The 25,792-nt window shown below is 30.2% G+C and carries 30 protein-coding genes, 1 pseudogene and 1 riboswitch; of the genes and pseudogenes, 14 read left to right on the top strand and 17 right to left on the bottom strand.

The annotated features are described in order from the left end of the window. Nucleotides 1–22 precede the first annotated feature (22 nt). The 10 genes from AC5SMR_RS01800 to AC5SMR_RS01755 all read right to left on the bottom strand — a co-directional run bounded on the left by AC5SMR_RS01800 (nucleotide 23) and on the right by AC5SMR_RS01755 (nucleotide 10,016). Entirely contained in the window at nucleotides 23–730 is a 708-nt protein-coding gene (locus AC5SMR_RS01800; protein ID WP_494577146.1) for a cytochrome c biogenesis CcdA family protein, read from the bottom strand. 6 nt (nucleotides 731–736) lie between these two features. Next, on the bottom strand, nucleotides 737–1,579 hold the full coding sequence (locus AC5SMR_RS01795) for a fumarylacetoacetate hydrolase family protein (RefSeq protein WP_494577145.1): 843 nt from the start codon (nucleotides 1,577–1,579) through the stop codon (nucleotides 737–739). Continuing rightward, nucleotides 1,576–2,445 carry an NAD(P)-dependent oxidoreductase gene (locus tag AC5SMR_RS01790; protein ID WP_494577144.1) on the bottom strand — a complete coding sequence of 290 codons (870 nt, stop codon included), beginning with the start codon at nucleotides 2,443–2,445 and terminating at the stop codon, nucleotides 1,576–1,578. The genes AC5SMR_RS01795 and AC5SMR_RS01790 overlap by 4 nt, the downstream gene beginning before the upstream one ends. Before the next feature lie 17 nt (nucleotides 2,446–2,462). After that, the gene (locus AC5SMR_RS01785; RefSeq protein ID WP_494577143.1) at nucleotides 2,463–3,572 is read right to left on the bottom strand and encodes an ABC transporter ATP-binding protein; all 1,110 of its coding nucleotides are present in this window, start codon (nucleotides 3,570–3,572) and stop codon (nucleotides 2,463–2,465) included. Nucleotide 3,573: 1 nt separating this feature from the next. Next, nucleotides 3,574–4,431: a carbohydrate ABC transporter permease gene (locus tag AC5SMR_RS01780; protein ID WP_018413992.1), complete on the bottom strand. Its 858-nt coding sequence runs from the start codon at nucleotides 4,429–4,431 to the stop codon at nucleotides 3,574–3,576. Further along, complete coding sequence (locus AC5SMR_RS01775) at nucleotides 4,421–5,296, bottom strand: carbohydrate ABC transporter permease (RefSeq protein WP_494577142.1); 876 nt, start codon at nucleotides 5,294–5,296, stop codon at nucleotides 4,421–4,423. Before AC5SMR_RS01775 ends, AC5SMR_RS01780 begins: the two co-directional genes overlap by 11 nt. A 63-nt stretch (nucleotides 5,297–5,359) precedes the next feature. Beyond that, on the bottom strand, nucleotides 5,360–6,619 hold the full coding sequence (locus AC5SMR_RS01770) for an ABC transporter substrate-binding protein (protein WP_271622978.1): 1,260 nt from the start codon (nucleotides 6,617–6,619) through the stop codon (nucleotides 5,360–5,362). A gap of 190 nt (nucleotides 6,620–6,809) precedes the next feature. Continuing rightward, nucleotides 6,810–7,712, bottom strand: coding sequence for an ROK family protein (locus AC5SMR_RS01765; protein WP_494577141.1), 903 nt, complete (start codon nucleotides 7,710–7,712; stop codon nucleotides 6,810–6,812). Nucleotides 7,713–7,717: 5 nt separating this feature from the next. Beyond that, nucleotides 7,718–9,160, bottom strand: a complete 1,443-nt coding sequence (locus tag AC5SMR_RS01760) for an NAD-dependent succinate-semialdehyde dehydrogenase (protein WP_494577140.1) — start codon at nucleotides 9,158–9,160, stop codon at nucleotides 7,718–7,720. A 22-nt stretch (nucleotides 9,161–9,182) separates the two neighbouring features. Continuing rightward, nucleotides 9,183–10,016, bottom strand: a complete 834-nt coding sequence (locus tag AC5SMR_RS01755; protein ID WP_020169258.1) for a phytanoyl-CoA dioxygenase family protein — start codon at nucleotides 10,014–10,016, stop codon at nucleotides 9,183–9,185. Nucleotides 10,017–10,051: 35 nt separating this feature from the next. Between AC5SMR_RS01755 and moaA the strand changes: the two genes are divergently transcribed. From moaA to msrQ, 6 genes are read left to right on the top strand one after another with little or no spacing between them, the layout of a single operon-like run. Then, nucleotides 10,052–11,044 carry a GTP 3',8-cyclase MoaA gene (gene moaA, locus AC5SMR_RS01750; protein ID WP_494577139.1) on the top strand — a complete coding sequence of 331 codons (993 nt, stop codon included), beginning with the start codon at nucleotides 10,052–10,054 and terminating at the stop codon, nucleotides 11,042–11,044. Continuing rightward, nucleotides 11,045–11,590, top strand: a complete 546-nt coding sequence (gene moaC / locus AC5SMR_RS01745; protein WP_494577138.1) for a cyclic pyranopterin monophosphate synthase MoaC — start codon at nucleotides 11,045–11,047, stop codon at nucleotides 11,588–11,590. A gap of 2 nt (nucleotides 11,591–11,592) precedes the next feature. Next, entirely contained in the window at nucleotides 11,593–11,862 is a 270-nt protein-coding gene (locus tag AC5SMR_RS01740; protein WP_494577137.1) for a molybdopterin biosynthesis protein MoeD, read from the top strand. After that, the gene (locus tag AC5SMR_RS01735; RefSeq protein WP_494577136.1) at nucleotides 11,862–12,314 is read left to right on the top strand and encodes a molybdopterin synthase catalytic subunit; all 453 of its coding nucleotides are present in this window, start codon (nucleotides 11,862–11,864) and stop codon (nucleotides 12,312–12,314) included. The genes AC5SMR_RS01740 and AC5SMR_RS01735 overlap by 1 nt, the downstream gene beginning before the upstream one ends. Continuing rightward, on the top strand, nucleotides 12,301–13,206 hold the full coding sequence (msrP, locus tag AC5SMR_RS01730; protein WP_494577135.1) for a protein-methionine-sulfoxide reductase catalytic subunit MsrP: 906 nt from the start codon (nucleotides 12,301–12,303) through the stop codon (nucleotides 13,204–13,206). The genes AC5SMR_RS01735 and msrP overlap by 14 nt, the downstream gene beginning before the upstream one ends. Before the next feature lie 24 nt (nucleotides 13,207–13,230). Beyond that, nucleotides 13,231–13,800 (top strand): protein-methionine-sulfoxide reductase heme-binding subunit MsrQ, encoded by a 570-nt coding sequence (gene msrQ / locus AC5SMR_RS01725; protein WP_494577134.1) that lies wholly within the window; start codon nucleotides 13,231–13,233, stop codon nucleotides 13,798–13,800. Here the strand turns inward: msrQ and AC5SMR_RS01720 are convergent. After that, a complete protein-coding gene (locus AC5SMR_RS01720) occupies nucleotides 13,797–14,144 on the bottom strand; it encodes a DUF779 domain-containing protein (protein ID WP_494577133.1) in 348 nt (115 codons plus the stop codon). The genes msrQ and AC5SMR_RS01720 overlap by 4 nt on opposite strands. Before the next feature lie 45 nt (nucleotides 14,145–14,189). After that, complete coding sequence (gene adh, locus AC5SMR_RS01715) at nucleotides 14,190–15,740, bottom strand: aldehyde dehydrogenase (RefSeq protein ID WP_026362714.1); 1,551 nt, start codon at nucleotides 15,738–15,740, stop codon at nucleotides 14,190–14,192. A gap of 311 nt (nucleotides 15,741–16,051) precedes the next feature. Between adh and AC5SMR_RS01710 the strand changes: the two genes are divergently transcribed. Continuing rightward, nucleotides 16,052–16,297: a DUF1244 domain-containing protein gene (locus AC5SMR_RS01710; RefSeq protein ID WP_271499342.1), complete on the top strand. Its 246-nt coding sequence runs from the start codon at nucleotides 16,052–16,054 to the stop codon at nucleotides 16,295–16,297. On the opposite strand, the gene moaB is transcribed toward AC5SMR_RS01710, so the two are convergent. Continuing rightward, nucleotides 16,298–16,798: a molybdenum cofactor biosynthesis protein B gene (gene moaB / locus AC5SMR_RS01705; protein ID WP_494577132.1), complete on the bottom strand. Its 501-nt coding sequence runs from the start codon at nucleotides 16,796–16,798 to the stop codon at nucleotides 16,298–16,300. An 18-nt stretch (nucleotides 16,799–16,816) separates the two neighbouring features. Here moaB and AC5SMR_RS01700 point away from each other — a divergent pair, with 18 nt between their 5' ends. The 3 genes from AC5SMR_RS01700 to AC5SMR_RS01690 all read left to right on the top strand — a co-directional run bounded on the left by AC5SMR_RS01700 (nucleotide 16,817) and on the right by AC5SMR_RS01690 (nucleotide 19,254). Continuing rightward, nucleotides 16,817–17,563: a sulfite exporter TauE/SafE family protein gene (locus AC5SMR_RS01700; protein ID WP_494577131.1), complete on the top strand. Its 747-nt coding sequence runs from the start codon at nucleotides 16,817–16,819 to the stop codon at nucleotides 17,561–17,563. 29 nt (nucleotides 17,564–17,592) lie between these two features. Beyond that, entirely contained in the window at nucleotides 17,593–18,183 is a 591-nt protein-coding gene (locus AC5SMR_RS01695) for a 2OG-Fe(II) oxygenase family protein (RefSeq protein ID WP_271499334.1), read from the top strand. An 89-nt stretch (nucleotides 18,184–18,272) separates the two neighbouring features. Next, nucleotides 18,273–18,336: riboswitch (SAM riboswitch) on the top strand. A 9-nt stretch (nucleotides 18,337–18,345) separates the two neighbouring features. Beyond that, the gene (locus AC5SMR_RS01690; protein ID WP_494577130.1) at nucleotides 18,346–19,254 is read left to right on the top strand and encodes a homocysteine S-methyltransferase family protein; all 909 of its coding nucleotides are present in this window, start codon (nucleotides 18,346–18,348) and stop codon (nucleotides 19,252–19,254) included. A 1-nt stretch (nucleotide 19,255) separates the two neighbouring features. On the opposite strand, the gene AC5SMR_RS01685 is transcribed toward AC5SMR_RS01690, so the two are convergent. Genes AC5SMR_RS01685 through AC5SMR_RS01675 form a run of 3 tightly spaced genes read right to left on the bottom strand, consistent with a single transcriptional unit; the run spans nucleotide 19,256 to nucleotide 22,493 of the window. Further along, the gene (locus AC5SMR_RS01685; protein ID WP_494577129.1) at nucleotides 19,256–19,867 is read right to left on the bottom strand and encodes a DUF3726 domain-containing protein; all 612 of its coding nucleotides are present in this window, start codon (nucleotides 19,865–19,867) and stop codon (nucleotides 19,256–19,258) included. Nucleotides 19,868–19,872: 5 nt separating this feature from the next. Next, nucleotides 19,873–21,525, bottom strand: a complete 1,653-nt coding sequence (locus AC5SMR_RS01680) for a hypothetical protein (protein ID WP_494577128.1) — start codon at nucleotides 21,523–21,525, stop codon at nucleotides 19,873–19,875. After that, nucleotides 21,522–22,493, bottom strand: a complete 972-nt coding sequence (locus tag AC5SMR_RS01675; protein WP_494577127.1) for a membrane dipeptidase — start codon at nucleotides 22,491–22,493, stop codon at nucleotides 21,522–21,524. Before AC5SMR_RS01675 ends, AC5SMR_RS01680 begins: the two co-directional genes overlap by 4 nt. Before the next feature lie 114 nt (nucleotides 22,494–22,607). Between AC5SMR_RS01675 and purE the strand changes: the two genes are divergently transcribed. The 4 genes from purE to AC5SMR_RS01655 all read left to right on the top strand — a co-directional run bounded on the left by purE (nucleotide 22,608) and on the right by AC5SMR_RS01655 (nucleotide 24,959). After that, entirely contained in the window at nucleotides 22,608–23,099 is a 492-nt protein-coding gene (gene purE / locus AC5SMR_RS01670; protein ID WP_494577126.1) for a 5-(carboxyamino)imidazole ribonucleotide mutase, read from the top strand. A gap of 9 nt (nucleotides 23,100–23,108) precedes the next feature. Continuing rightward, nucleotides 23,109–24,155, top strand: a complete 1,047-nt coding sequence (locus tag AC5SMR_RS01665) for a 5-(carboxyamino)imidazole ribonucleotide synthase (protein ID WP_494577125.1) — start codon at nucleotides 23,109–23,111, stop codon at nucleotides 24,153–24,155. A gap of 11 nt (nucleotides 24,156–24,166) precedes the next feature. Then, complete coding sequence (locus AC5SMR_RS01660; RefSeq protein WP_494577124.1) at nucleotides 24,167–24,634, top strand: GNAT family N-acetyltransferase; 468 nt, start codon at nucleotides 24,167–24,169, stop codon at nucleotides 24,632–24,634. Nucleotides 24,635–24,752: 118 nt separating this feature from the next. Beyond that, nucleotides 24,753–24,959 (top strand): cold-shock protein, encoded by a 207-nt coding sequence (locus AC5SMR_RS01655; protein ID WP_006998008.1) that lies wholly within the window; start codon nucleotides 24,753–24,755, stop codon nucleotides 24,957–24,959. An 81-nt stretch (nucleotides 24,960–25,040) separates the two neighbouring features. Here AC5SMR_RS01655 and AC5SMR_RS01650 read toward each other — a convergent pair. Beyond that, a pseudogene (locus tag AC5SMR_RS01650) lies at nucleotides 25,041–25,702 on the bottom strand (alpha/beta fold hydrolase); the annotation flags it as partial. Nucleotides 25,703–25,792 lie beyond the last annotated feature (90 nt).

The following is a 25,792-nucleotide window of genomic DNA, read 5'->3' as shown; positions in this document are numbered from 1 at the left end:
AATTAATTATCTTTAGTAGTTTCTAACCGAAATTTTGTAAAAATGGTAAATAATTCAGAATATAATAGCCAAGAACTTGTAATTGGTTTGTTAAAATTAAAATTCCTGTAATTAAAAGTATTGTACCCCCACCTTTTGTAACCAAACTAATATTTCTTTTGAAATTTTTTGAAAATAGTAAAAACTTTTGCATCAAATAACCCGATAGGACAAAAGGTATCGCTAATCCAAGTGAATAAAAACTTAACAGTAAAATTGCTTTATAAATAGTTTCTTCAGTAGAAGCTAAAGCAAGAATTGATCCTAAAATAGGGCCAATACACGGTGTCCATCCAAAGCCAAATGCCATTCCAATAATAAATACAAAGAAAATATTATTTGATTTTTTTGTATAAAATTTCTTTTCAACATTGAGAAATTTAATATTTAAAACACCAATTAATTGAAGAGAGAATATGATTATTATAACTCCAGCAATAGTTCTTAAAATTTGAGAATTTTGTAAAAGAATTTGTCCTAAGAAAGAGGCAGTTGCACCAAAGACAATGAATACAAAAGAAAAACCTAATGAAAAAACTATCAACGGCAATAAATCTATTTTCTTTTTTTCTAAAATTTCATTTAATGTACTACCAGTAATAAATGAAACATAACCAGGTATTAGTGGTAAGACGCATGGAGATAAAAAGCTAATTAACCCTGCGCCAAATGCAATAAATAATTCTAACATTAAATATTATTCAGCTAACACTTTTAAGTTTTGTCTTCCAAGATTATCAATTGATAGCTCCATGTTATCACCATCTTTTAAAAAAACAGGAGGACTCATGCCAAGACCAACTCCAGGAGGAGTTCCTGTTGTAACTATATCACCAGGCATTAACGTTATAAAACTTGTAATATGGGCTACCAAGAAGTTAAAATTGAAAATCATCTGATTAGTGTTACCTGTTTGATGTCTGTGACCATTAACATCTAGCATTAAATTCAAATTATTAATGTCTTGAATTTCATCTTTAGTTACTAAATATGGACCTAAAGGTCCGAATGTATCACCAGATTTACCCTTTACCCACTGGCCCCCTTTTTCTTTTTGCCATTCACGCTCACTAATATCGTTACAAATACAGTATCCAAAAATATAATCTTGTGCATCTTTTTCTAAAACTCTTTTTGCTTTTTTTCCGATCACAAAAGCAATTTCAACTTCATGATCTAATTTTTTTGAAGTCTTAGGAATAATCACATTGTCGTTTGGTCCAATTATAGAATGAACAGATTTATTAAATAGAACTGGGTTTTCAGGTGTTTTCGCACCAGTTTCTTTTGCATGCTCTACATAATTTAAACCGATTGCAAAAAAGTTTCCAGGTTTAGAAATACAAGATCCTATTCTTTCATTTTGATTTATTACTTCCAAGCTCTCTAAGTTTATATCTTTAATTTTATCTAAAGTTTCAAAATTAATATTCTCAGGATTTAAGTCTTTAATAATTGATGATAGATTTCTATATTTTCCATCCTTATCTAATGCTACAGGAATTTCTTGACCTTCTTTTCCAATTCTTAAAAATTTCATTTTTTATTTATTTTTTCAATCGCATTATATAAAGAGCTATGATCTGTATTACCATGACCATCTGCTACTAGATCTTTATACATTTCTTTAACTAAACTAGAAATAGGCAAATGAGTTTCAACTGCTTTTCCTGCGTTAATAATATTTGTCATATCTTTTAACTGTGTTGTGGTTTTTCCTTTTGGTGTAAAATCTTTATCAATCATTCTTTTTCCGTGTGTTTGTAATATTTTACTGTCAGCCCATCCTCCTGATAAAGCTTCAATCATTTTATTTGGATTGGTTCCAGATTTTTCACATAATGTAACAGCTTCTGCAACTGCTCCAATAGTAACACCTACAATAATTTGATTTGCTAGTTTTGAAATTTGGCCAGAAGACACGGGGCCTACTAATGTTGGGTTACCCATTTTTTTTAACAGCTCATAGCAATTTTTAAAAGTTTCTTCATCACCACCAACCATTATAGCTAAAGTTGCCTCTTCTGCCCCAATAGTTCCACCAGAAACTGGAGCATCTAAATAATCTATTTTTTTTTCTTTTAATTTTTTTGAATATTTTACGGTCAAAACTGGATTAACCGAACTCATATCAATAACAGTAGCTCCTTCTTTTATATTAGAAATAAATTCATCGCTGCCCATTACTTTTTCAACAGCATTATCGTCCGTAAGCATAGTGATAATTATGTCAGAATTTGTGACAACGTCTTTAATGGATGCAGATATTTCTGCTCCAAATTCTTTTAGTCTATCTGCTTTATCTTGAGATCTATTATAGGCTTTTAAATTATAACCAGATTTAAGAAGGTTTTTTGCCATGGGAAAACCCATGAGTCCAATTCCAATAAACGCAATACTTTTCATTTTATTGATTATATAACTTATATTCTCTGTTTGGTATCTTTATCAAAAATAGAAATATTATTTAAATCAATAAACAATGTCATTTCTTTATCAATCTCAACATCTATTGAAGATGCAAATTTACCCAATAGTTCCTGTCCCAAATAGCTAAAAGTAATTATTTGTTCATGACCAATATATTCATGTAATTCAGTTTTAACTTTAATTTCAGCAAAATTTTCATCTTTTGCCACTCTAGCAGCATGAGTTTTTTTTAAAAAAATATGTTCTGGCCTTATACCGAATAAAACTGCAGAATTATTTTGTAATTCTTTATTGTGATTAAAATTTATAGTCTCATTTTCACTAGCATGATCAGGTAAGAATGAAATCAATTTATTATTTGATGTCAAAGAACCTTTAATAAAATTCATTGATGGAGAACCTACAAAGTCAGCAACAAACACACTACTAGGTTTATTATAAATATTTTTTGGAGTATCAAATTGTTCAATTTTACCATTATTCATTATTGCAATTTTTGTTCCCAAGCTCATAGCTTCAGTTTGATCATGCGTAACATAAACCATAGTCGTTTTTAAATTCTTATGTAGTTTCTTAATTTCTCTGCGCATCTCGATCCTAAGTTTTGCATCTAGATTTGAAAGTGGCTCATCAAACAAAAAGATTTTAGGCTCTCTAACTAATGCTCTGCCCATGGCTACTCTTTGCCTTTGTCCTCCAGAAAGTTGCGCTGGTTTTCTATCTAACAATTCGGTAATCTTAAGTAATTCTGCTATTTTGTTTAATGATTGATTAATTTTTTCTTTGGAAATTTTTCTTTGTTTTAAACCAAATGTAATATTATCTTTGACGCTCATTGCTGGGTAAAGAGCATAAGACTGAAACACAAAAGCTATATCTCGCTCACTAGGCTCCATTTTGTTTACTATTTGGTTGTCTATTAATATTTCTCCCACACTAGATTCTTCAAGACCAGCAATAGTATTTAACAACGTAGATTTTCCACAACCAGATGGACCCAATAATACAAGAAAGTCACCTTCTTCAACGTTTAAATTTATTCCCTTTAAAACCTCTGTTTGTTTAAATCTTTTTTCTAAATTATTAATATTTAACGTTGCCATGTTATCCTTTCACTGACCCTGCTGTTAGTCCTTTAATAAAGTAATTACCTGCTAAGACATATATTATTAAAGTTGGTAATGCAGCCATAATTGCTGCTGCCATATCAACATTATAATATTTTACAGAGGCCGATGTTAATACCATATTGTTTAACGCTACTTGAAGCGGTGCATTTTCACCAAAAGAAAAAGTCACACCAAATAAAAAATCATTCCAAATTTGTGTAAATTGAAAAATAATTGTCACTACTAAGATTGGTAATGATACAGGTAACAATATTTTAAAAAAAATTTTAAAAAAACCTGCTCCATCAACTTTAGCAGCTCTAATAATCTCATCTGATATTGAAACATAATAATTTCTAAAAAACAAAGTCGTGAACCCTAAGCCATACACAGTGTGGACAAGTATTAAACCAAATGGTGAATTTGATATTCCAAGAAAACCCAAAGTTCTAGCCATGGGAAGAAGTATTGCTTGATAAGGAATAAAAGTGCCAAAAAGAAATAGTAAAAATATTAAATTTGCACCTTTAAATTTCCATTTTGTTAAAGCATATCCATTTAGAGCTCCTAGAAATGTTGAAATTATTAGAGCAGGTATAGCTATTTTAAGTGAATTAAAAAAATATGGTTTTAAAAAAACATCACTAGTTCCTTCACCTCTACCAGCCCATGCAATTTTCCAAGATTCAAAATTAATGCTGTTTGGCAAACTAAATAAGTTACCTTCTCTTATTTCGTTCATTGTCTTTAATGAAGTAACAATCATTACATACAAAGGGGTGATATAATAAAAGACAAATACTCCTAAAACTAAAAAAAGAAAAATACGAGATACTTTTTTTTTATTTAGCATCTTGCTCCCTTCTTAATTCTGAATAAAGATACGGTACAATTATTGCTGAAACTGTAGCAAACATCATAATTGCACTAGCAGATGCAAGTCCAACTTCACTTCTTCCAAAAGCCATTTTTGTCATAAATACTGCTGGCATATCTGAAGAAATTCCTGGGCCACCAGCAGTTAAGGCAATTACCAGGTCATAACTTTTAATTGATAAATGAACTAAAATTACAATTGCACTCATAAACACTGGTCGCATCATGGGTAAAACAATCTTTATATAAATTGAAAAAGTGCTGGCACCATCAACTTTTGCAGCTTTTATAACCTCGTCATCTATAGATCTTAAGCCTGCTAAAAAAATAGCCATTATAAATCCTGATGATTGCCAAACTCCTGCAATTACAATTGTGTAAATAGACATCCCTGGGGTAACCAACCAATCAAATTGAAAGTTTTCAAATCCAATTTGGTGTGCAAATTTTTCAATCCCCATTGTAGGGTTTAAAATCCATTTCCATGCAGTGCCCGTTACAATAAAAGATAATGCCATTGGATAAAGATAAATAGTTTTTATAACTCCTTCTGATCTAATTTTTTGATCTAAAAAAATTGAAAGAATGACACCAATAAAAATACATAAAATAATAAACAAACTTGTAAAAATAAATAAATTTTCAACAGCTACATGCCAACGTGGCATTTGCCATAAACGAACATATTGGTGAATTCCCCAAAATTCATAATTAGGTAATAGTTTTGATTTAGTAAGTGATATATAGAAAGTCCATCCAATAAAACCATATACAAACCAAAGTATAACTGCAAAAGATGGTGCAACTACAATTTTAGGTAAATTTTTTTTTAACCAATACATTATAAATAAATAATCTGTGCCACTAACTTAGTGACACAGATTTTAATTATTTTAACTTTAAAATTACAAAGACGCTTTAACAGCTGCTGCTAGTTTCATCGCAGCATCTTTTGAAGACATGTTTGAGTTAAAGTGTTCAGTTACAACGTCAGTTATTGCACCAGACTGAGCTCCTTTTAGAGCCATTCCATGAGCATAACTAGGCATTAAACCACCAGCTTTACTAGCTGCATTCAAGTCTGAATTTGATTTTTTTGCACAATCATCAAAGTCAGCCATTGAAACATCTAATCTTGCAGGTATTGAACCTTTATACATGTTAAAAACTTTTTGAAAGTTTTTACCCATGATTAAACTTGCTAGTAACTTTTGACCTTCTAATTTATCAGCTCCTTTAACATTGTAGAATACAAAAGAATCTACATTATAAAGGTATCCATTATTAGATGGTGTTGGTGAACAAAGATAATCTTTTCCAGGTGTTAAACCTTTTGCAGAAAATTCTCCTTTTGCCCAGTCACCCATAATTTGAAAAGCAGCTTTGCCATCCATAACCATACCAGTTGCAACGTTCCAATCTCTTCCTGGTGAACCTGCATCAGTGTATCCTTTAAGTTTTCTCATTTGGTCAAATATCTTAACCATAGTTGAACCGCTTAAAGCTTTTGGGTCTAAATCTATAAAAGCTTTTTTATAGAAATCATTTCCACCTATTCCTAAAGCAACAGCCTCAAAAACAGTAGCATCTTGCCAAGGTTGACCACCATGAGCAAATGGAATTATACCTGCAGCCTGTAGTTTGTCTGCTGCAGCATTAAATTGCTTCCATGTAGTAGGCATTTTAATTCCATTAGAATCTAAAACACTTTTATTAGCCCAAAACCAATCAATTCTGTGAATGTTAACTGGAGCAGCACAATATTGTGTAAAATTATTACACTTCATGTGTTGTGCAACTTGTTTGCTTACTAAATTGTCCCAACCCTCAGCTTTTGCAACAGAGTCGATGTTGTAAGGTTTGATAACACCTTGATCATCATATTCTTGAATTGCAGGTCCTTTAACTTGCGCAGCTGCAGGTGAATCACCAGCAACAATACGAGCTTTTAAAGTTTGCATAGCAGCATCTCCACCACCGCCTGCAACAGGCATATCAGTCCAAACACCACCTTTTGCAGCAAAGTCAGCTTTTAAAACACTCAATGCTTTTGCTTCTCCACCAGATGTCCACCAGTGAAGCACTTCAGCTTTAGGTCCAGCAAATGAAATATTTGGAACTAAAGAAATTGCAAATAATGCAATTAATACTTTTTTCATTTTCATATTTTTCCTTTTGGTTAATTTAAGTAAATTAAATATTTGATAAGAATTTGTACAAATAAAACCTTTAAATAGTAAGTGCTAATTGAACACACAACTTACAATTGTTTTAACACTTTTTAATAATTGATATTGATTTAATTGTTAATATTTAATTATAAAAAAATAGAAAATCACTTTTCACGAGAATTAACTAATAATTGCTTTTTCTACCCAATCTAGCAGCTCCTCTAACACCACTAGCATCACCATATTTGGGTTTAAGAAAAACTCCTTCGTATTCTCTTCCAATAACATATTTTTTTACTAGATTTTGAACCTCGGGAAAAAAATCAATTGAGTTAGAGACACCTCCACCAAAAACAAATGCATCAGGATCCATTATATTTATAATAGTTGCTAATGACATTGCTAAATTAATTTTAAATTGATCAATAAATTTTTCAGCATCTATATCATGTCTAGAGTTAAGTTGAAAAATGTCTTTAGTTTTTAAATTTGTTTTATATTTTTTATTATATTTTTTTGCTAAACCTATTCCTGAAATAAAACTTTCTATCTCAGACTCTCTAAGATTCGATGTTTCAAGGTTTTCTTTTTTAGCGGCCATATATGGTAGTTGATTATGACCCCATTCTCCTGCAATACCATTTGGTCCAGATACAATTTGTTTATCTATAACAAGTCCTCCTCCAGCACCTGATCCTAGAATAATGCCATAAACAATTTTATAATTTTTTCCTGAACCATCAATTGCTTCTGATAATGCAAAACAATTACCATCGTTTTCACAAAAAACCTCTCTTCCTAAAGCCTCATGTAAATCTTTTTGAAATGGTTTTTTTTCAATCCATATACAATTTGGTGCATTTTTAACAAGACCACTTTGTGGTGAATGAACACCTGGATGACAAACACCCACTTGAAGAGTTTGTGATATTTTTTTTTCTAATTCTAAAGAGGTATTTTTTATTAATTTGATAATTTCGTTATAATCTTTTGGGCAGTCTCTTCTTTCTCTAAAGTGTTCAGTGCCTTCTCTATCTAAAACTACACTTTCAATCTTTGTTGCACCAACATCAAACCCTATCTGCATTTCACTTAGCCTTTAATGCCCATGTGAGTATATTTAACATTTAGATAATCTTTGATAGCCATTGATCCACCTTCTCTTCCATATCCACTCTGTTTTATCCCACCAAATGGTGCCTCAGCAACCGCAACAACTCCTGTATTAACTGCTACAGATCCAGTTTCTAATTTTTCTGATGCCAGATTAGCTGTTTCCATTGAATTAGTACAAACATAACTACATAAACCAAGGTCATTATCGTTAGCTCTTTCAATGACTTCATCAAAAGATTTAAATGACAACATTGGAACTAATGGTCCAAATGGTTCTTGTTTCATAATAGTAAAATCATCTTTTACATCATCAAAAACTGTTGGCTCATAATAAAAACCTTTATTAAAGCCTGCTGGTCTTTTTCCACCTAATAAAACTTTAGCACCTTCCTGTTTAGTTTTTTCAACTAATTCCTCAACTTCATTTAATCTTTTTTGAGTTGTTAATGGACCTAATTGAGTGTCTGGATCCATTCCATTTCCAATTTTTAACTTTTTAGTTCTCTCAATAAATAAATTAATAAATTCCTCTTTTTTATTTTCATGAATATAAAATCTATTAGGAGAAATACAAACTTGTCCATTATTTCTAAATTTTGCAGCAATAGCCATATCAGCTGCTTTTTTAACATCAGCATCATCAAAAACTATAAAAGGAGAATGGCCACTTAACTCCATTGTTACTCTTTGAACTTTATCAGCAGCTTGTTTTAAAATTAATTTTCCAACTCTTAAAGATCCAGTAATTGAAATTTTTTTAACTATATCTGATTGAATTAATTGAGAGGCTATGCTTGGTGGATCGCCTGATAAAAGATTAACTGCTCCTGGTGGAACCCCACACTCTCTACAGATATCAACCAACTCCATTACTACACCAGGTGTAATTGTATCAGGTTTAATAATTACCGAACATCCTGCAGCCAGTGCAGTAGATATTTTTCTAGCTGCTAAAATAAGTGGAAAATTCCAAGGCGATAATGCTGCTACAACTCCAACTGGTTGATAATAAACATGAACTCTTGTGTCTTCAAATCTACTTTCAATAGTTTGTCCAAAAATTCTTTTTGTCTCTTCAGCATTCCATTCAAAAATGTCTGCTGCTCCGTTTGTTTCACCAACACCTTCTGCTAAAGGTTTTCCATTTTCTAAAGTCATCCATTTAGCTAATAAATCTTTTTTCTCTCGAAGTTTATCTGCTATACGTCTAAGAATATAAGATCTGTCCCAGGGTGTTGTTTTTTTCCAGATTTGTAATCCTTTTTCAGCAGACTTTAATGCTTTATCAACATCAACAGATGTTGCTTTAGAAGCATGACCTAAAATTTCTTCTGTTGCTGGATTGATAACCTCATAAGTTCCCTTGTCTGCTGAAGGAGACCAGTTACCATCAATAAATTGTCCAAATTTTTCGTACATAATTTATAAATTTTTACTACTTTTATCCTAAAGACCAAAGTTTTGGAAACATTATACCTTCTAATTTGTCACCATTTTTATAGCCATTAGCTTCCATAATAGACCTTTCCTCTCTTGCCCATTCTCCCCTATAAATAATCTGCGAATTTTCTTTTGCCATTCTTAATGTGTAACGATGTATATCTCTATTTGGTATAACAGTATCTAATCCTCCATGTAAGGTTCTAATATCGAAATAAATACAATCCCCAATATCTAGATCCCACTGCAAAAACTCATAATCATTTTTATTTTTTAATATATCGGGAGTTAATTCATATTTTTTTCCATTAACAATCCCTGGTTCACCATCAACTTCATGGCCGTCATTAAACCGTGTTCTTAGGAATAATTTATCCCACAAATGAGAACCTTTAACCCAAGCTATACCATCCTCTTTTTTTATTGGTTCAAGTGGTATCCACAAAACACACATAGATCCTTCAAAATCAAAATATGATATATCGTGATGAAAAGGGGGTAATGATTTTGACCCTGCTTCTCTAAAAAACCAATTATCCATTACTAAATTAATTTTTTTTGCTTCCAAAAGTTCTGCCGCAATTTTTGCAGTAGGAGATTTAAACACGAAATCTCTAAATTCTTCATGTAAATCCCAAGTCCAAAAATCCTCATAATATCCAGGTTGATTTTGATCTTTAGTATGATTTACAAATCGCGGACTAGGGTTTTCTTTGGCTTTATTAATCCCTGTTTTTAACCTGTCAATCCATGCGTTATCAAATTTACCCTTGATTAAGACAGCTCCGTCTTTTTTAAATAGATCCAGTTCCGATTTGGTAATAATTTTGCTCATATATTATTATTATAATATAATGTAATAAATATAAGATGAAATTACTAAGTGATACTTTTGGAAGAAAATTTCCCTACATAAGACTATCGATCACAGACATCTGTAATTATAAGTGCTCCTACTGTTTACCACAAGGTTACAAAAAAACACCTGGAGACATGAGAAGTTTTATGTCTGCAGAAGAAATTTCAAGATTGACAAAAGCATTATCTGAATTAGGTGTTTGTAAAATTAGATTAACTGGTGGAGAGCCAACAGTTAGAAAAGACTTTTTTGATATCTTAAAAGATATGAAGCAAAATTCCAATATACCCAAAGTAACAATGACAACTAATGGTTATCGTTTAGACAAAATTGCAGAACAATTATTTGAAGCTGGTTTAGATGGAATAAATATTAGTATTGACAGTTTAAATAGAGAAACTTTTAAAAAACTAACAGGACATGACAGGCTTAATGAAATTTTAGAAGGTATAAAGATTTTACAAAAACTAGATTTTAAAAATATAAAAATTAATGCCGTTTTACTCAAAGGTATTAATGATACCTATGAAGAATTTGAAAAATTTGGAAACTTTATAAAAAAAAACAAAATTGACTTTAGGTTTATAGAATTGATGCAAACTGGTGATAATTTAGATTATTTCAAGAAAAACCATGTTTCTTCAAAAATATTCAAAGACTATTTAGAAAAAAATAACTGGATATCTCAAACATTTGGTAAAGATGCTGGTCCTTCATTAAACTTTATACATCCTGAATATGAGGGTAAATTTGGATTAATTGCTCCTTATACTAAAGATTTTTGCCAAACTTGTAATAGATTAAGAGTTACCTCTAGAGGTGATTTAAGATTATGTTTGTTTGGTAATACCGGAATTAGCATCAGGCATTTATTGCAAGATGATGGTCAAAAAGATGAACTTGTAGATCTTATCATAAAACAATTGCATCTTAAAAAAGAGTCACATTATTTAGAACTTGGAGATACTGGAATTACTCCAAATTTATCAAGCACTGGAGGATAAATGACAAGCTTAAAGGCAATAAATGAAGAAAAATTAAAAGACTGGGCTAAAGAAATTTTTAAAAAAAATTCTTTTAATATGATTGATGTTTCATCAAAAAAAGAAACTTTTAGAAGAGCGTTAGCTTCTGGGAGAATTTATGTAGGAAAAGAAGTTTTTAATCTAATTAGAAATAAAGAAATGCCTAAAGGTGATCCGATCACTTTAGCTGAAGTTTCAGCAATTTTAGGTGTTAAAAAAACTAGTGAATTAATTCCATTATGTCACCCACTTCCAATAGATCATACTGCAACAAAAATTATCATGCATGAAGATGATAGCTCTTTAGAGGTTTTTTGTGTTGTGTCAGCTGTTGCAAAAACTGGTGTTGAAATGGAAGCTATTATGGGAGTTAATGCTGCATTAATTACAATCTATGATCTTAGTAAAATTGTAAACCCACATCTTAGAATTGATAATGTGAAATTATTAATTAAAGAAGGTGGAAAAAGTGGTTTATGGACAAATCCTGATGGGCTTCCAGAATTTTTACAAAACATTTTCTAATCATGAAGATTAAACTTGAGTTATTTGGTGCAAGTAGAGATTTTAGTAATAAAGATTTCTTAGAATTTGATATTAAAGAAAAAATTGAAATCAAAGATTTAAGAAAAGAAATCATCGATTACTTGGATATTAATTTTAAAGGTAATGAAGATTTTATAAAAATAGTTAAAAGCTCTGCTTTTTGCTCAGAAGATAATAATATTGTTAGTGATGACTTTAAAATTATAAAAGATCAAAAAATTGGGATTATACCTCCTATAGGAGGTGGCTGATGCTACATACAAAAATTATAGACATTGAAAAAAATAAAATAAAAACTTCTGAAGCAGAGGCATTTATCAAATCATCTACATACGGAGCTTCAATTGTTTTTACAGGAAATGTAAGAAATATTAATGAAAATAAAGAAGTAACTGGTATGACTTATGATAGTCATGACGAACTAGTGCTAAAAAGTTTTGAAGAAATTTATAAAGAGACTACTGAAAAACTTAAAATTATAGATAAAGCAGTCTTTATAGAACATATAAAGGGCTATGTGGGACTTGGAGAAACTAGTATAATTATCGCAGTTGCCTGCAAACATAGAGATGAAGCTTACGTATTATCTAGATATATAATTGAAGAAATCAAAAAAAGATCACCTATTTGGAAAAAAGAACATTATAAAAATGATGAAAGTGAATGGTTAAAAGGTAATCCTATTAAAAATGAAAAAATATAAACATTCAGAAATTACACCAGAATTAATTTACAATAAAAGAAGAAAATTTATTAAATCAATTGGGCTTGGTGTTGGTTCAATATCTTTGAGCAGTATACCATTCTTAAACAATGCTTATTCACAAAATAAAACTAAGCTAACATCATATGAAGATATTACGACGTATAACAATTATTATGAATTTGGTACCAGTAAAAGTGATCCTTATAGAAATTCACAAGAATTTATTACTAAACCTTGGAGTGTAACTATTGAAGGGGAAGTAGAAAATCCAGTTACGATTTCAGCTGAAGAAATAATTTCTTTATTTCCTTCGGAAGAAAGAATCTACAAACTAAGGTGTGTTGAGGGTTGGTCAATGGTTATTCCTTGGATGGGATTTTCTCTAAGTAAGTTACTTAGTAAAGTATCTATTAAAAATACTGCAAAATTTGTTGAGTTTGAAAGTGTCTATGATCCTGAGCAAATGAAAGGTCAAAGATACCCTGTTCTAAATTGGCCATATAGAGAAGGTCTAAGAATTGATGAGGCGATGCATCCTATAACAACAGTTGTTACTGGGCTTTATGGAAAAACATTGCCTAATCAAAATGGAGCTCCATTAAGAATTTTTGTTCCTTGGAAGTATGGTTTTAAAAGTGCAAAAGCAATTGTTAAAATAAAATTAGTTGAAAATATGCCCACATCATCTTGGATGAGATCGTCTCCAAGAGAATATGGGTTTTACTCAAATGTTAATCCGAACGTATCACATCCTAGGTGGTCACAAGCCACAGAACGTGTCATAGGTGAGGGTATTTTAGCTCCTAGAATTGAGACTGAAATGTTTAATGGGTATGGTGATGAAGTTGCACATTTATATTCAGGTATGGATTTAAAGAAAAACTTTTAGATACATAAATTTGTTTTATAAAACATGCAGAAATATATAAAAATACCAATTTTCTTTTTTTGTTTACTGCCAATATTAATCATTGTTTATCAAATTATTTTTAATCAATTAGGTCCAGAACCTGTGAAAAAAATAACACATGTAACTGGTGAGTGGACACTTCGTTTTATCATAATAACTCTTGCAATGACTCCTTTACAAAAATTTACTAAATTAAATTTTTGGATTAGCTATAGGAGAATGTTTGGGTTGTTTGTTTTTTTTTATGCATCAGCACACATGATGACATATGTTGGAATAGATTATCGTTTTGATTGGTCTAGCATTGGAGATGATATTATAAAAAAGAAATTTATATTTGCTGGATTTTTAGCTTGGCTTTTATTAGTGCCACTTGCTCTTACTTCATTTAAACGAATGATAAGGTTATTGAGAGATAAATGGAAAAAACTACACAAACTTATTTATATAATTTCTTTATTAGGAATTATTCACTACTTATGGTTAGTTAAAGTAGTTACAGTTGAACCTTTGATTTATCTTATTATTATAGTAACTTTACTTACACTAAGAGTTAAAATGAAATTTAATTAATTAATTGATTTTTTTTCAGGAACGCAAATCTCAGATCTTGTTAAAAATCTTCTGCCAGTTCCATTGTCTAAAGAAAACATTCCACCCATACCTTGAATGCAATCAATAATTAAATCTGTATTTTTCCATGCTTCATGTTGAGTTTCACTTATATAAAAAGGAATACCACCAATTTTTCCAACTAAAACATCGTCATCACTTACTAAAAATTCTTTAATAGGGTAACACATTGGAGCACTTCCATCACAACATCCACCAGATTGGTGAAAGAGCAATTCTTTACCATGATCTTTCTTTAGATCTTCAATTAGTTCTAAAGCTGAAGGGGTTGCGGAAACTTTCATAGTTATATGGCCTGTAGTTTAATACAGGCCATTATAATATATCTGTTAAAAGAAGCCTAATTTTTTCTCACTGTACGACACGTGTAAGTTTTTCACCTGTCTATAATGATTAAGCATCATTTTATGTGTTTCTCTACCGATTCCAGATTGTTTATAACCTCCAAAAGCAGCATGAGCTGGATAAGCATGGTAACAGTTAGTCCAAACTCTACCAGCCTGGATTCCTCTTCCCATTCTATAAGCAATATTCCCATTTCTAGTCCAAACACCTGCTCCTAAACCATAAAGAGTATCATTAGCTATTTCTAATGCATGAGCTTCATCTTTAAATTTAGTAACAGATACAACTGGTCCAAAAATTTCTTCTTGGAAAACTCTCATAGAGTTATTACCTTCAAAAATAGTAGGCTGGATATAATTTCCTTTTTCCAAACCACTGTTTAAGTTAGCAACTTCACCACCACATAGAACTTTGGCACCTTCTTTCTTACCTAAATCTAAGTAAGATTTTATTTTTTCCATTTGTTCTAATGATACTTGAGCACCAATCATAGTTTCCATTTTTAGAGGATTGTCCTGCTTGACTGCTTTCGTTCTAGCAACTGCTCTTTCCATAAATTTATCATAGATAGATTCTTGGATTAATACTCTACTAGGACAAGTACAAACCTCACCCTGATTAAGGGTAAACATTGCAAAACCTTCAAGACATTTATCAAAGAAATCATCATCTTGATCCATAACATCCTCAAAGAAAACATTTGGAGATTTTCCACCTAATTCTAAAGTTATTGGAATTAAGTTTTGTGATGCATATTGCATGATCAAACGTCCAGTTGTAGTCTCACCTGTAAAAGCAATCTTTCTAATTCTTTTAGATGAAGCTAATGGTTTACCTGCTTCAAGACCAAAACCACTTACAACATTAACAACTCCTGGAGGCAATAAGTCTCCAATAAGTTCCATTAATAGTAAGATTGATGCTGGTGTTTGTTCAGCTGGTTTTAAAACTACACAGTTACCTGCAGCAAGTGCTGGTGCAAGTTTCCATGTTGCCATTAATAATGGAAAGTTCCATGGTATAATCTGTCCAACTACACCAAGTGGTTCAGGTATATGATAAGAATATTCACTATTACTTATCTCTGAAACCGAACCTTCTTCTGCTCTGATTACTCCAGCAAAATATCTCCAATGATCAACAACTAATGGTAAGTCAGCTGCCATACACTCTCTAATTGGTTTTCCATTATCTAAACATTCAGCAGTAGCTAATAGTTCAAGATTTTTTTCAATAACATCAGCTATTTTAAGTAGTATGTTAGATCTTTCAGTTATTGATGTAACTCCCCAAGTAGGAAAGGCAGCGTGTGCAGCATCTAATGCAGCCTCAACATCTTTTGCATCTGATCTTGGAACGGAACATATAACATCATTATTAATTGGACTTACGTTATCAAAATATTTTCCTGATTTTGGTTTAACGAATTTGCCACCTATAAAATTTCCATATTGTTCTTTAAATGGAAATTTAACTTTTAAGTGAGACGTATCTAGTAATGGAGATCGTCCACCTTTTACTGTTTCTGTGCTCATTTTTACCCTCTCTCTTTTATTAATATTCTTAAGCTTATTTTTTTTTATTGGCTTAAGTAACTTTTTTTTAGCCACACCTTTTTTCTTTTTAACTTTTTTAATATTTTTAGGTGATCGCTTGACCAAGTTTTTCTTAATTTTTTTTTTGGTCTTACTTTTAGATTTTTTGGCTGTTTTTTTCTTTTTTGTAGCCATCACTAAACTAAACAAAAATTGATCTAAAGATCTATTAATTATATTATTATTTTCTACTTAAGATTGAATATAGCCTACATCTTGTGCTTAATTGAAATGTGTCTAATAATTTAGTTATGGATAATAATATAAAAAAAGAATTACAGTCTGCTACATTTGAAAGATTGCTCAAACATCTAGATGAACGAAAAGATGTTCAAAACATAGATATTATGAACCTTGCTGGCTTTTGCAGAAACTGTTTATCAAAATGGTACCGAGAAGAAGCTGAAAAAAAAAATATTGAAATTTCAGACTTAGATGCACGTGAACATATATATGGTATGCCTTATTCTGAGTGGAAAGAAAAATATCAAAAATAATTATTTTTCTTTAAGTCTTGGAAACAGTTCTACAAAATTACAAGGTTTATGATTTATATCTAACTGATGTTTTAAAATTCCATCCCAGGCATCCGTTACCCCGCCTGAAGAACCTGGTAAAGCAAATACATATTTTCCATTAGCTAGTACTGCACAAGCTCTAGATTGAATGGCCGATGTACCAACTGTTTTTAAACTTATTGTTCTAAACACCTCTCCAAAACCTGGAATATGTTTGTCAGCTATATCGTTTACTGCCTCTGGTGTAATATCTCGACCTGTAAGCCCAGTGCCCCCTGTTGTAATTACAACATCTATTTCAGATTGATTAATCCAATCTTTAAGGATTTTAATGATGTCCTCTTTGTTATCTTTACAAATTTTTCTATCTACTAATTTATGTTTAGCCTCCTCTATTTTTTTCACTAAGATCGCACCTGACTTATCATTCTCATAAGTTCTAGTATCTGTAACTGTTAAAAGTGCTATATTTACAATCATAAATTTAAAATAATTATTATGATTATATTATCATTTTTATTTCTTCTAACAGCAACTTTATATTCAAGTGTTGGCTTTGGTGGTGGCTCTACCTATCTAGCCTTTCTATTAATTTGGGATATTCCTTACTTGATCTTTCCTGTAATTGCTCTCTTTTGTAATATTATTGTCGTATCAGGAAATTGTATAAATTATATTAAAGCTGGAAATATCAATTTTAAGATCCTTGCCCCATATTTGATTTCATCTGTGCCACTTGCATTCATAGGAGGATCTTTATCAGTAGATAAAGAAATTTTTGAAATTTTACTTTTTTTAGTCTTAGCACTAGCAGGAGTTCTACTCCTCTTGAAATTTCAATCTTTTAATCAAAAAATTGAAGTTTATAAAAAGATACCAAAAATGTTATCGATATTAATTGGTGCATCTATTGGATTTGTGTCTGGTATAGTTGGAATTGGTGGTGGAATTTTCTTAAGCCCTATATTGTTATTAATTAGAGTAGATAAAGCAAAAAACATTGCAACAGCAGCATCATTATTCATACTGATTAATTCTTTATCAGGACTTGCTGGCCAATTTACAAAGGCATCAACAATAAATGGAATTTTTGATTATTGGCCATTATTTCTGTTTGTTTTAATAGGCGGTCAATTAGGAAATTTCTTGAATATTAAAATTTTCCCTGCAAGAATATTGGCTCTTGTAACATCAGCACTTGTCATATTTGTTGCTATTCGAATGGGACTAAAGTTGTTTGCATAACAGAAGTATTAAATTATTATAGAAAAATTATGAAAACATTCAGAGCATTTGGACCCACCATAGGAAAAACAAAGTTATCCAAAAAAATTATTACTATATTAAATAATCACGTTGATAAATCTCAATTATCTAAAAAAAATGACTATAGCTCTAAACTTGCAAGTCAAATTAAGAATGAAATTAAGATACCTAAAACATTAATTAATAAGAGTTTGTCTAAAGAATTAATAAAAAATATTAAAGTTTACCTTGATAAGTCAGGTGTTAAAAAAATTAAAGAAATTAAGATAATAAATCTATGGGTAGTTAAACAGTTAAAAAATGAATATAATCCAATTCATTATCATGAAGGACAATTGTCAGGGGTTGGCTATCTTAAAATCCCAAAAGATATGAATCAAAATAAACTAGTTAAGAATAAAAAGATTAAAACTAATGGAACAATTGATTTTATTAATGGTCAAAAAAACTTTTTAAGTCAAAGTATCTATAATTTAAACCCTAAATTAGGAGATTTATTGATTTTTCCTAATTATTTAATGCACACAGCTTATCCATTTAATGTTGATGGTGAGAGAAGATCCTTCTCATTTAATGCTAAAATATTATTCAAGAAGTGATTTACTAATCAGTCTATTAGATATATAGATAGTTTAACCGATTTGATCCATATTGCAGGTACTAACTGCTAAAAAGGAAATCATTATATAATTGGTAAAGGTAGTTGAGCTGTATTGTGCACCTGGCATAAAGCCAAAGCACTAAAAAAGTTAGGAATAAAAATGGATATTAATTTTTTTAAAACAACACGAATTTTAGATGGTGGTATGGGGCAAGAATTGTTGGCTCGTGGTATGAAGCCAAACGGCACATTGTGGAGTGCAAATGCTGTATTAAAAGAAGAATACCATCAACTCTTACTAGACACACATTTAGATTTTATTAAAGCAGGTGCTGAAGTTATTGTTACAGCAACCTTTACTACTAGACGAATAAGATTACGTGATAATAAAATTGAAGATAAATTTGAATACTTAAATAAAAAAGCTGGTGAGATAGCTCAGAAAGCAAAAGAACAATATCCTAATGTGTTAATTGCAGGTGGTCTTCCACCTCAATATTTAACATATGAAGAAGATACAAGGCCAGATCATGAAATTAAACAAAATTTTTATGATCAAGCAAAATTATTAGATCCTTATATTGATTTTTTTTACCTAGATGTTTTGTCTAGCGTAAAAGAGTTTAGGTTAGCAATTGAAGCAATTAAAAAATTTAATAAGCCATATTTAATAGGTGCTCATATTTCTGAGGGAATAAATCTTCCAAGTGGTGAAAAAATATCAGATATTATTAATCATATTAACCATAACAATTTACTAGGATTAATTTTATCGTGCGTTTCTCCTGAAAACTTTTCTGAAAATTTAGAAGAAGTAAAAAATTTAGGCGTTCCTTTTGGATTTAAACTAAATGCTTTCGTGACAACTAAGCCTAAAGATGGCTATACTAACAATTACAATATGAGCAAAACTGGTAACCCAAATGAATTTTTGGGTCAAAGAAAAGACTTAACACCTGAATTGATGGCAAATTTTGTTAAAAAATTTAAAGATACAGGTGCAACTATTTTAGGTGGATGTTGTGAAACAAGACCTTCTCATATTAAGGAAATGACTAAATTTAAATAAACTAATCGTTATCAGTTAATCCAGCACCAGCACCACTTTCTTTTAAACTGTCATTTTCTTCAACAAAAGTTTCTTCTGAAAGCTTATAAAGCTCATTCCATTCTTTTTCTTCAAACGAGTCTCTGTTTTCTAAAACTTTTAAGTAAATATTTTCAGCAGATATGATGATTTCGTTTTTAGTATAATTAGAATAAATATTGTTATTGAAGTTTAACAAAAACTCCCTGTCATCCATTTTTAAGAATATTCTTTTACCGATTACCTCAGCTGCTCTACTTACAAATGGTAGGAAAAGTAATGGATATGAGACTTTTTTAAACGTTATCTCATTTAAAGTTTCTAAAGTTTTAATCTGATCTAAAAAATTTACCCCTGCTATTATTGGGCAATATTCATTTTTACCAGCCTCATTGTCTTGCTTTATGATGCTGATATTCTCTAACCTTATTTCTTTTTTTTTCTTAAAAAAACTATTTAAGTTTTTAATTCCAGGTAAGCTAAAAATTTCAAGTAGTCTTATGTTTTTTCCGATTTCTTCTGCAATACCCCAAGAATATCCAGCAGCTCTACTTGATCTTTTAGAAACTGTATCTATTTCGCTTAATGATCTCATGTTGATTAATTATAAACCCAATGTTCATCATAGTTTTTTAATTGCTCTGGTAGGGGTGCACCTTGAAACATACATATTCTTAGCCACTTATCAGAACGTGGATCAAATTTTAATGCTCCAAAGAATGATAACTTTAACCTCAGCATATCAATAGGCATTATTTTTTGGCCAATAGTGTTGTCTTGTATTTCAGAATAAGGGAATTTCTCTACTATAAATGCTCTTCTAACAACGTGTCTTAATTCATTATTAGTTGATAAAAATTTAGCAATAGTCCAGCTATTTTTAGTAACTGACAACAATTCATAAAGTTTTTTAATATCCCTTGCGATTGCTAAGGGTTGCTCTAACTCAGCACCCTCTTCATCAAATCTATTTGCTAGTCTTGGCTCTTCTTTATTTTTTGAGATAAACCAAAAATTTAAATTATTTTCATCTTTAGTAAAATCTATAGTTAAAATATCTGGATATTTTTTTTCTAAAATCAGCTTTAAGTCTTCTACTGTTCTTTCAGTTGGAATATTAAAATATTTTTCTTCTTCAGAGCTCATTTCTTTAATTAACGGAGACGTTATATCATCATAAGGTTCCATCATCATTGAGACGACATATTCAATACATTCTTCACAATATTCTTTTTCTAAATACAGATACAATTCATTAAAAGCATAATCTTGCTCAAAATTAAAATCATTATCTAGGTAGACAATAAATTCATTAAGATCTTTTAATAAAGATTTAATTTTATTTATTTGATATTCACTTTCTGTATTCCAAGAAGTGATATTCTTTATTGATTTTTTTAAACATTCTAAAAATAAGTTTTTATCTTTCTCTGATATTGTTTTTATCTCTCTTATTTTTTTTAAAGAAATTTCTCTTGCTGAAATCCAATTATTTAAAAGGGTTGGATGATTAACAATAAATGGAGCCATTCCAAGACCCGTAGAATTTCCTATTCCTAAATTTTTACAAATATTTATATCAAGGTTTACGGCTTTTTTTGGATTCTTGCTTTTTGCAACATGATTAACCTGATCAAAAGTAAATTGTCTTACCAGATAAACCAACATCATCTCCAATCTAAATGGACCATATATTTCTTCTCGGTCTTTAATTCTAAATCTATCTGCTAAGCCAAATTTGCCTGATCCATAAACTGCTGTGGTTCTATATAAATAACCAACACTAGTTAACAAATCATTATCAGGTTGCTTACCTTCGCTTAAACATTCAACCACATGATTGAAAACTCTAACTGATTTATTAGCTCTTGAAAGAGTTAATTCTTTATAAGAAAGTCTGCCAAATTCTTGTTTGGGTACTTCGTTTTTTAATCTTTCAATATCTTGTTTTTTTGGAACACCATCAAAAAGTGTGAAGGCTGCATCCCATTTGGTAGCTATAACTCTATCTGATCTTTCATTATCATCTAATTCATTTGCAAAACAAATTAATGAATAAACTCTATTTTTTTTCTTAAATGAATAAACTGCAGTGCCGTAACCATGTTCGTTTAATTCAAATAAATCTCTTTTATAATTCCAATCCTTAAACTCTTTTAAAAAACTTCTTAAAAATGAAAGTTTAGATTGATGAAAAGACCCAAGTCTTGATAATTTCATTACTACATTGGGGTCTCTTAATGAAATATTCATTGATTCATTTCTTTGTAAAAATTGTACCAGTTGTTTCCAAGAATTCCATCAACTTCATTTTCTGAAAAACCAACTTTTTTAAGTCCTATCTCTAAGTTTTCAAATCCTCTTGCATCTTTAAACCAATCAGGCTGTTTTGGAAAACCAGGTTTGTTTTTAGACCCTTCTCCATAATTTTTGCTTTTAGTCCAAGTACCATTTCTCATCCACTCAACAATAGTATCTGGTTGATTTAAACAAAGATCTGAACCTATTCCAATTTTTTCAACTCCCATAATCTCAGCTGTCTTAGCTGTCATCTCACAAAAGCTTTCTAAAGAACAATCTGTTCCATCTTTTAAATGATGAGGATATAAAGAGAGACCCAACATTCCTTTGTGTTTAGATAAAATTTTTAGTAATTCGTTTGATTTGTTTCTCTTAGCTGGATGCCAAAATGATGGATTTGCATGAGTTATTGCAATTGGTTTTTCACTTATCTCAATTGCATCAATTGTACTTTTTTCTGCTGAATGAGACATGTCTATTACAAGACCTAATCTATTCATCTCTTTAATAACCTCTTTACCAAAATTAGTAACTCCACTATCAATTGCTTCATAACATCCCGTCGCTAGTAAGGACTGATTATTATAAGTAAGCTGCATAAACCTACATCCTAAATCATAAACTTTTTCAACCAATCCAATGTCATCTTCTATGGGTGAACAATTTTGAAAACCAAAAAAAACTGCAGTTTTATTTTCAGATTTAGCTTTTTCAATATCTTTAAAACTTTTGCCGTGAAAAATTAAGTCGGAATTTTCTGAAAAGTGATTTTCCCAATTTTTTAATACCGTTTTTAGCTCATCAAAATCTTCGTGGTAAACAATAGTTACATGGATTGCATCCAGTCCTGCTTGTTTATTGATCTGAAAAATTTTTCTAGACCAGTTACAATATTGTAAATTATCAATTTTAAAATTCATTGTGATCTTCTTTGTTTTAAAGAATATCAATAAGATAGATAAATTCTATTAATTTTATTGAAATTTTAGACTTAATTTGAAATAACAATTTACGTTAGAATAAAATTACAACAAATGGCTAAAAATAAATTAAACAAAGTATCAATTGTTATGGGTAGTCAATCTGACTACAAAACCATGATATTTTGTCAAAATATTCTTAAAAAATTAAACATAAAATTTGAAATAAAAATAATATCAGCTCATAGAACTCCTAAAAGAATGTATGAATTTGCTATTAATGCTGAAAAAAATGGTATTGCAGTAATTATTGCTGGAGCTGGTGGATCTGCACATTTACCAGGAATGATTTCAGCCCTTACCTCTCTTCCAGTATTAGGTGTTCCAATTGAAAGCAAAAAGTTGAAAGGTCTTGATAGCCTTTTATCTATTGCACAAATGCCAAAAGGAATACCCGTTGGAACATTAGCAATTGGAGAAGATGGTGCAATTAATGCTGCCTTATTAGCTGCATCTATTATTGCTCTTAGTGATTTAAATGTTAAGAGAAAATTAAATCAGTTTCGTTTAAATCAAAGCAAATCTGTTAAAAAAAAACCAAAATAGTTTTAAAATATGTCTAAACCAATTCTTGGAATTATAGGTGGAGGTCAGTTAGGTAGTATGCTTGCGATTGCTGCAAATAAACTTGAAATTAAAACAGTTATTTTTTGCAATGATATTGATGCTCCTGCCCAAAATTTTTCTAATGATTTTTTATACGGTGAATATAATGATAAAAACAAGATTAATGAGTTTTTGAGTAAAGTTGACGTTGTAACTTACGAATTTGAAAATATTCCCTACGAAACATTAAATGAAATTAATAAAATAAAACCTGTTTTACCAAAACCTTCTGTAAATAGAATAATTCAGCATAGATTAGCTGAAAAAGATTTTATCAACAATCTAAATATAAGAACTACAAGATATGTATCTATTGAAAAAAAATCTGAAATGGATTCTGTTGAAGATTTATTGCCTGGTATACTTAAAACTACTACTTTAGGATATGATGGAAAAGGTCAACACCCCATTAACAGTTTAGAAAATTTAGATTCAATTGATGTTGATTATTCAAAAGGTTATATTTTAGAAAAATTAGTAAAATTAAAAAAAGAAATTTCAATAATCATTACAAGGTTTGATATTCAAAAATATGAAATTTATGAACCCATTGAAAATGAGCATGAAGATCAAATTTTAAGAAATTCTAAAATTCCAGCAGAGATTAGTGATAAAATATTAGATCAATCAAAACTATGGGCTACAACAATTGCAGAAGAATTAAAATATGTTGGAACTTTATGTATTGAGTTTTTCATTGACAGGAATGATAATCTTTATGTAAATGAAATTGCACCAAGAGTTCATAACTCTGGGCATCTAACAATTAACGCGTATAATGTAAGTCAATTTGAAAATCATGTAAGAGCAGTTTGTAAACTAGAGCAAATACCTCTTAAAAAAATATCCAATGCAATGATGACAAATATAATTGGTGACCAAATTACTAATTACAGAAATAAAGAACACAATGAAAATGAATTTTTCTTTGATTATCTTAAAAAAGAAATTAAACCAAAAAGAAAAATGGGACACCTAACAACCCTTCTTAAGTAGATATTACTCACATGCTAAAATCAATCGAAGGAAATTTTGATAATCCAGAAGTTCATGAGCTACTTATAAAGCATTTCATTGAGTTAAGATCTGTGTCACCTGAAGGTAGTGCTCACGTACTTGATATAGCTGGATTAAAAGATCCAACTATTAAATTTTGGAGCCTGTGGGAAGGAAATAACCTAATGGGAAGTGGTGCATTAAAATTCCTAGATAATGATCATGGTGAATTCAAATCTATAAGGGTTAGTGACAACTTTAGAGGTAAAGGAAATGGTACAAAAGTCATAAATCATCTAATTAATGAGGCAAAAAAACTTAATATTAAAAGATTAAGTTTAGAAACAGGTGCTGGTGAGTTCTTTTTAAATGCTAGAAAACTATTTAGTAAGTGTGGTTTTGAGCCCTGCGAGCCCTTCTCTCATTATAAAAAAGATATCAACTCTATTTATATGACCATACTAATAAGCAACAAATAAGTCTTTAATTATTTATTCTTTTAAATTTAGTTGACAAAACCTCAATAAATCTAAACAAAGCGTAAATTACTTAATTATAAGTAATAAAAGTAACACAATAAAAAGTAAGAAGATAAATATGAGTCTACAAGGAAAAGTAAAATGGTTCAATCCAACTAAAGGTTTTGGTTTTATTGAAAGAGAAGATAAAGAAAAAGATGTATTCGTTCACGTTTCAGCTGTTAGAGATGCTGGTATGAACGGTTTAGATGAAGGTCAAGCTTTGACTTTTGAAGTTGAAGATGGTCCAAAAGGTCCTTCAGCGGTAAATTTAAAAACTGCATAATATTCACACTTTCTATTGGCTGCGATTTTTTAGTTAAATTAATTTTTTAATTATTTAGCTAAATATTTCAGCCAATACCAATCAGTTTTTTTTAAGAAATTCACTCACTATAGTATTAAATTCATCTGGCTTCTCTAAATGAACATTGTGAGAGCAGCCATTAACTATTCTAAGATCGCTATTTATAATATTTTCTTTTAAAGTTTCTACTTGATTGAAGTTATAGGCTTTGTCTTGATCTCCCCAAATTATCAAAGTTTCGTTCTTAATATTTTTTAAATTTTCAATACCACTCCAATTTTTCATAGCAACAAGAGCATTGTCCGCCGCCTCTAAAGAGGTTTGCTTACCCGCTTCTTCACATAAATAAAAATATTTAGATTTATCCTCTTCAATGAACCATGTTTTTGCAATTCTATAAGCTGTATTATCCAGTCCATTAGTTTTTAGTTTGTCTCTAGAAACATCTATGGTTTCAAATCTGCCAGGTATATTTCCTCTTGGTCCTGTACCATAACAAATCAACTTTAAGATTTTTTCACCTACTAACTTTGCCATTTCTTGCACTATCATGCCACCCATTGAGTGACCTAATAAATAAAAATGTTCTATTTTTTTTTTTCTAAACTTGTCAATATAGATTTAGCCATATCTTCAATTGAGTTACATGAGTTAACTTTATTACTTTTTCCAAAACCAGGTAGTGCTGGTGCCAAAACTCTAAAATTCTTTTTAAAAAAGTCAGTTTGTAAAGTCCACATCTCAGAAGATCCTAAAAAACCATGCACTAACACTAGTGGAGTACCACTTCCCACATCTTCAATAAATATATC

Source organism: Candidatus Pelagibacter sp. PS_28 (genome assembly GCF_059417885.1).
This window is presented reverse-complemented; position numbering and strand designations above follow the sequence as displayed.

Coding starts and splice junctions, on each gene's coding strand:
- AC5SMR_RS01800 (WP_494577146.1), bottom strand. CDS start 730: ATGTTAGAATTATTTATTGCATTTGGCGCAGGGTTAATTAGCTTTTTA.
- AC5SMR_RS01795 (WP_494577145.1), bottom strand. CDS start 1,579: ATGAAATTTTTAAGAATTGGAAAAGAAGGTCAAGAAATTCCTGTAGCA.
- AC5SMR_RS01790 (WP_494577144.1), bottom strand. CDS start 2,445: ATGAAAAGTATTGCGTTTATTGGAATTGGACTCATGGGTTTTCCCATG.
- AC5SMR_RS01785 (WP_494577143.1), bottom strand. CDS start 3,572: ATGGCAACGTTAAATATTAATAATTTAGAAAAAAGATTTAAACAAACA.
- AC5SMR_RS01780 (WP_018413992.1), bottom strand. CDS start 4,431: ATGCTAAATAAAAAAAAAGTATCTCGTATTTTTCTTTTTTTAGTTTTA.
- AC5SMR_RS01775 (WP_494577142.1), bottom strand. CDS start 5,296: ATGTATTGGTTAAAAAAAAATTTACCTAAAATTGTAGTTGCACCATCT.
- AC5SMR_RS01770 (WP_271622978.1), bottom strand. CDS start 6,619: ATGAAAATGAAAAAAGTATTAATTGCATTATTTGCAATTTCTTTAGTT.
- AC5SMR_RS01765 (WP_494577141.1), bottom strand. CDS start 7,712: ATGCAGATAGGGTTTGATGTTGGTGCAACAAAGATTGAAAGTGTAGTT.
- AC5SMR_RS01760 (WP_494577140.1), bottom strand. CDS start 9,160: ATGTACGAAAAATTTGGACAATTTATTGATGGTAACTGGTCTCCTTCA.
- AC5SMR_RS01755 (WP_020169258.1), bottom strand. CDS start 10,016: ATGAGCAAAATTATTACCAAATCGGAACTGGATCTATTTAAAAAAGAC.
- moaA (WP_494577139.1), top strand. CDS start 10,052: ATGAAATTACTAAGTGATACTTTTGGAAGAAAATTTCCCTACATAAGA.
- moaC (WP_494577138.1), top strand. CDS start 11,045: ATGACAAGCTTAAAGGCAATAAATGAAGAAAAATTAAAAGACTGGGCT.
- AC5SMR_RS01740 (WP_494577137.1), top strand. CDS start 11,593: ATGAAGATTAAACTTGAGTTATTTGGTGCAAGTAGAGATTTTAGTAAT.
- AC5SMR_RS01735 (WP_494577136.1), top strand. CDS start 11,862: ATGCTACATACAAAAATTATAGACATTGAAAAAAATAAAATAAAAACT.
- msrP (WP_494577135.1), top strand. CDS start 12,301: ATGAAAAAATATAAACATTCAGAAATTACACCAGAATTAATTTACAAT.
- msrQ (WP_494577134.1), top strand. CDS start 13,231: ATGCAGAAATATATAAAAATACCAATTTTCTTTTTTTGTTTACTGCCA.
- AC5SMR_RS01720 (WP_494577133.1), bottom strand. CDS start 14,144: ATGAAAGTTTCCGCAACCCCTTCAGCTTTAGAACTAATTGAAGATCTA.
- adh (WP_026362714.1), bottom strand. CDS start 15,740: ATGAGCACAGAAACAGTAAAAGGTGGACGATCTCCATTACTAGATACG.
- AC5SMR_RS01710 (WP_271499342.1), top strand. CDS start 16,052: ATGGATAATAATATAAAAAAAGAATTACAGTCTGCTACATTTGAAAGA.
- moaB (WP_494577132.1), bottom strand. CDS start 16,798: ATGATTGTAAATATAGCACTTTTAACAGTTACAGATACTAGAACTTAT.
- AC5SMR_RS01700 (WP_494577131.1), top strand. CDS start 16,817: ATGATTATATTATCATTTTTATTTCTTCTAACAGCAACTTTATATTCA.
- AC5SMR_RS01695 (WP_271499334.1), top strand. CDS start 17,593: ATGAAAACATTCAGAGCATTTGGACCCACCATAGGAAAAACAAAGTTA.
- AC5SMR_RS01690 (WP_494577130.1), top strand. CDS start 18,346: ATGGATATTAATTTTTTTAAAACAACACGAATTTTAGATGGTGGTATG.
- AC5SMR_RS01685 (WP_494577129.1), bottom strand. CDS start 19,867: ATGAGATCATTAAGCGAAATAGATACAGTTTCTAAAAGATCAAGTAGA.
- AC5SMR_RS01680 (WP_494577128.1), bottom strand. CDS start 21,525: ATGAATATTTCATTAAGAGACCCCAATGTAGTAATGAAATTATCAAGA.
- AC5SMR_RS01675 (WP_494577127.1), bottom strand. CDS start 22,493: ATGAATTTTAAAATTGATAATTTACAATATTGTAACTGGTCTAGAAAA.
- purE (WP_494577126.1), top strand. CDS start 22,608: ATGGCTAAAAATAAATTAAACAAAGTATCAATTGTTATGGGTAGTCAA.
- AC5SMR_RS01665 (WP_494577125.1), top strand. CDS start 23,109: ATGTCTAAACCAATTCTTGGAATTATAGGTGGAGGTCAGTTAGGTAGT.
- AC5SMR_RS01660 (WP_494577124.1), top strand. CDS start 24,167: ATGCTAAAATCAATCGAAGGAAATTTTGATAATCCAGAAGTTCATGAG.
- AC5SMR_RS01655 (WP_006998008.1), top strand. CDS start 24,753: ATGAGTCTACAAGGAAAAGTAAAATGGTTCAATCCAACTAAAGGTTTT.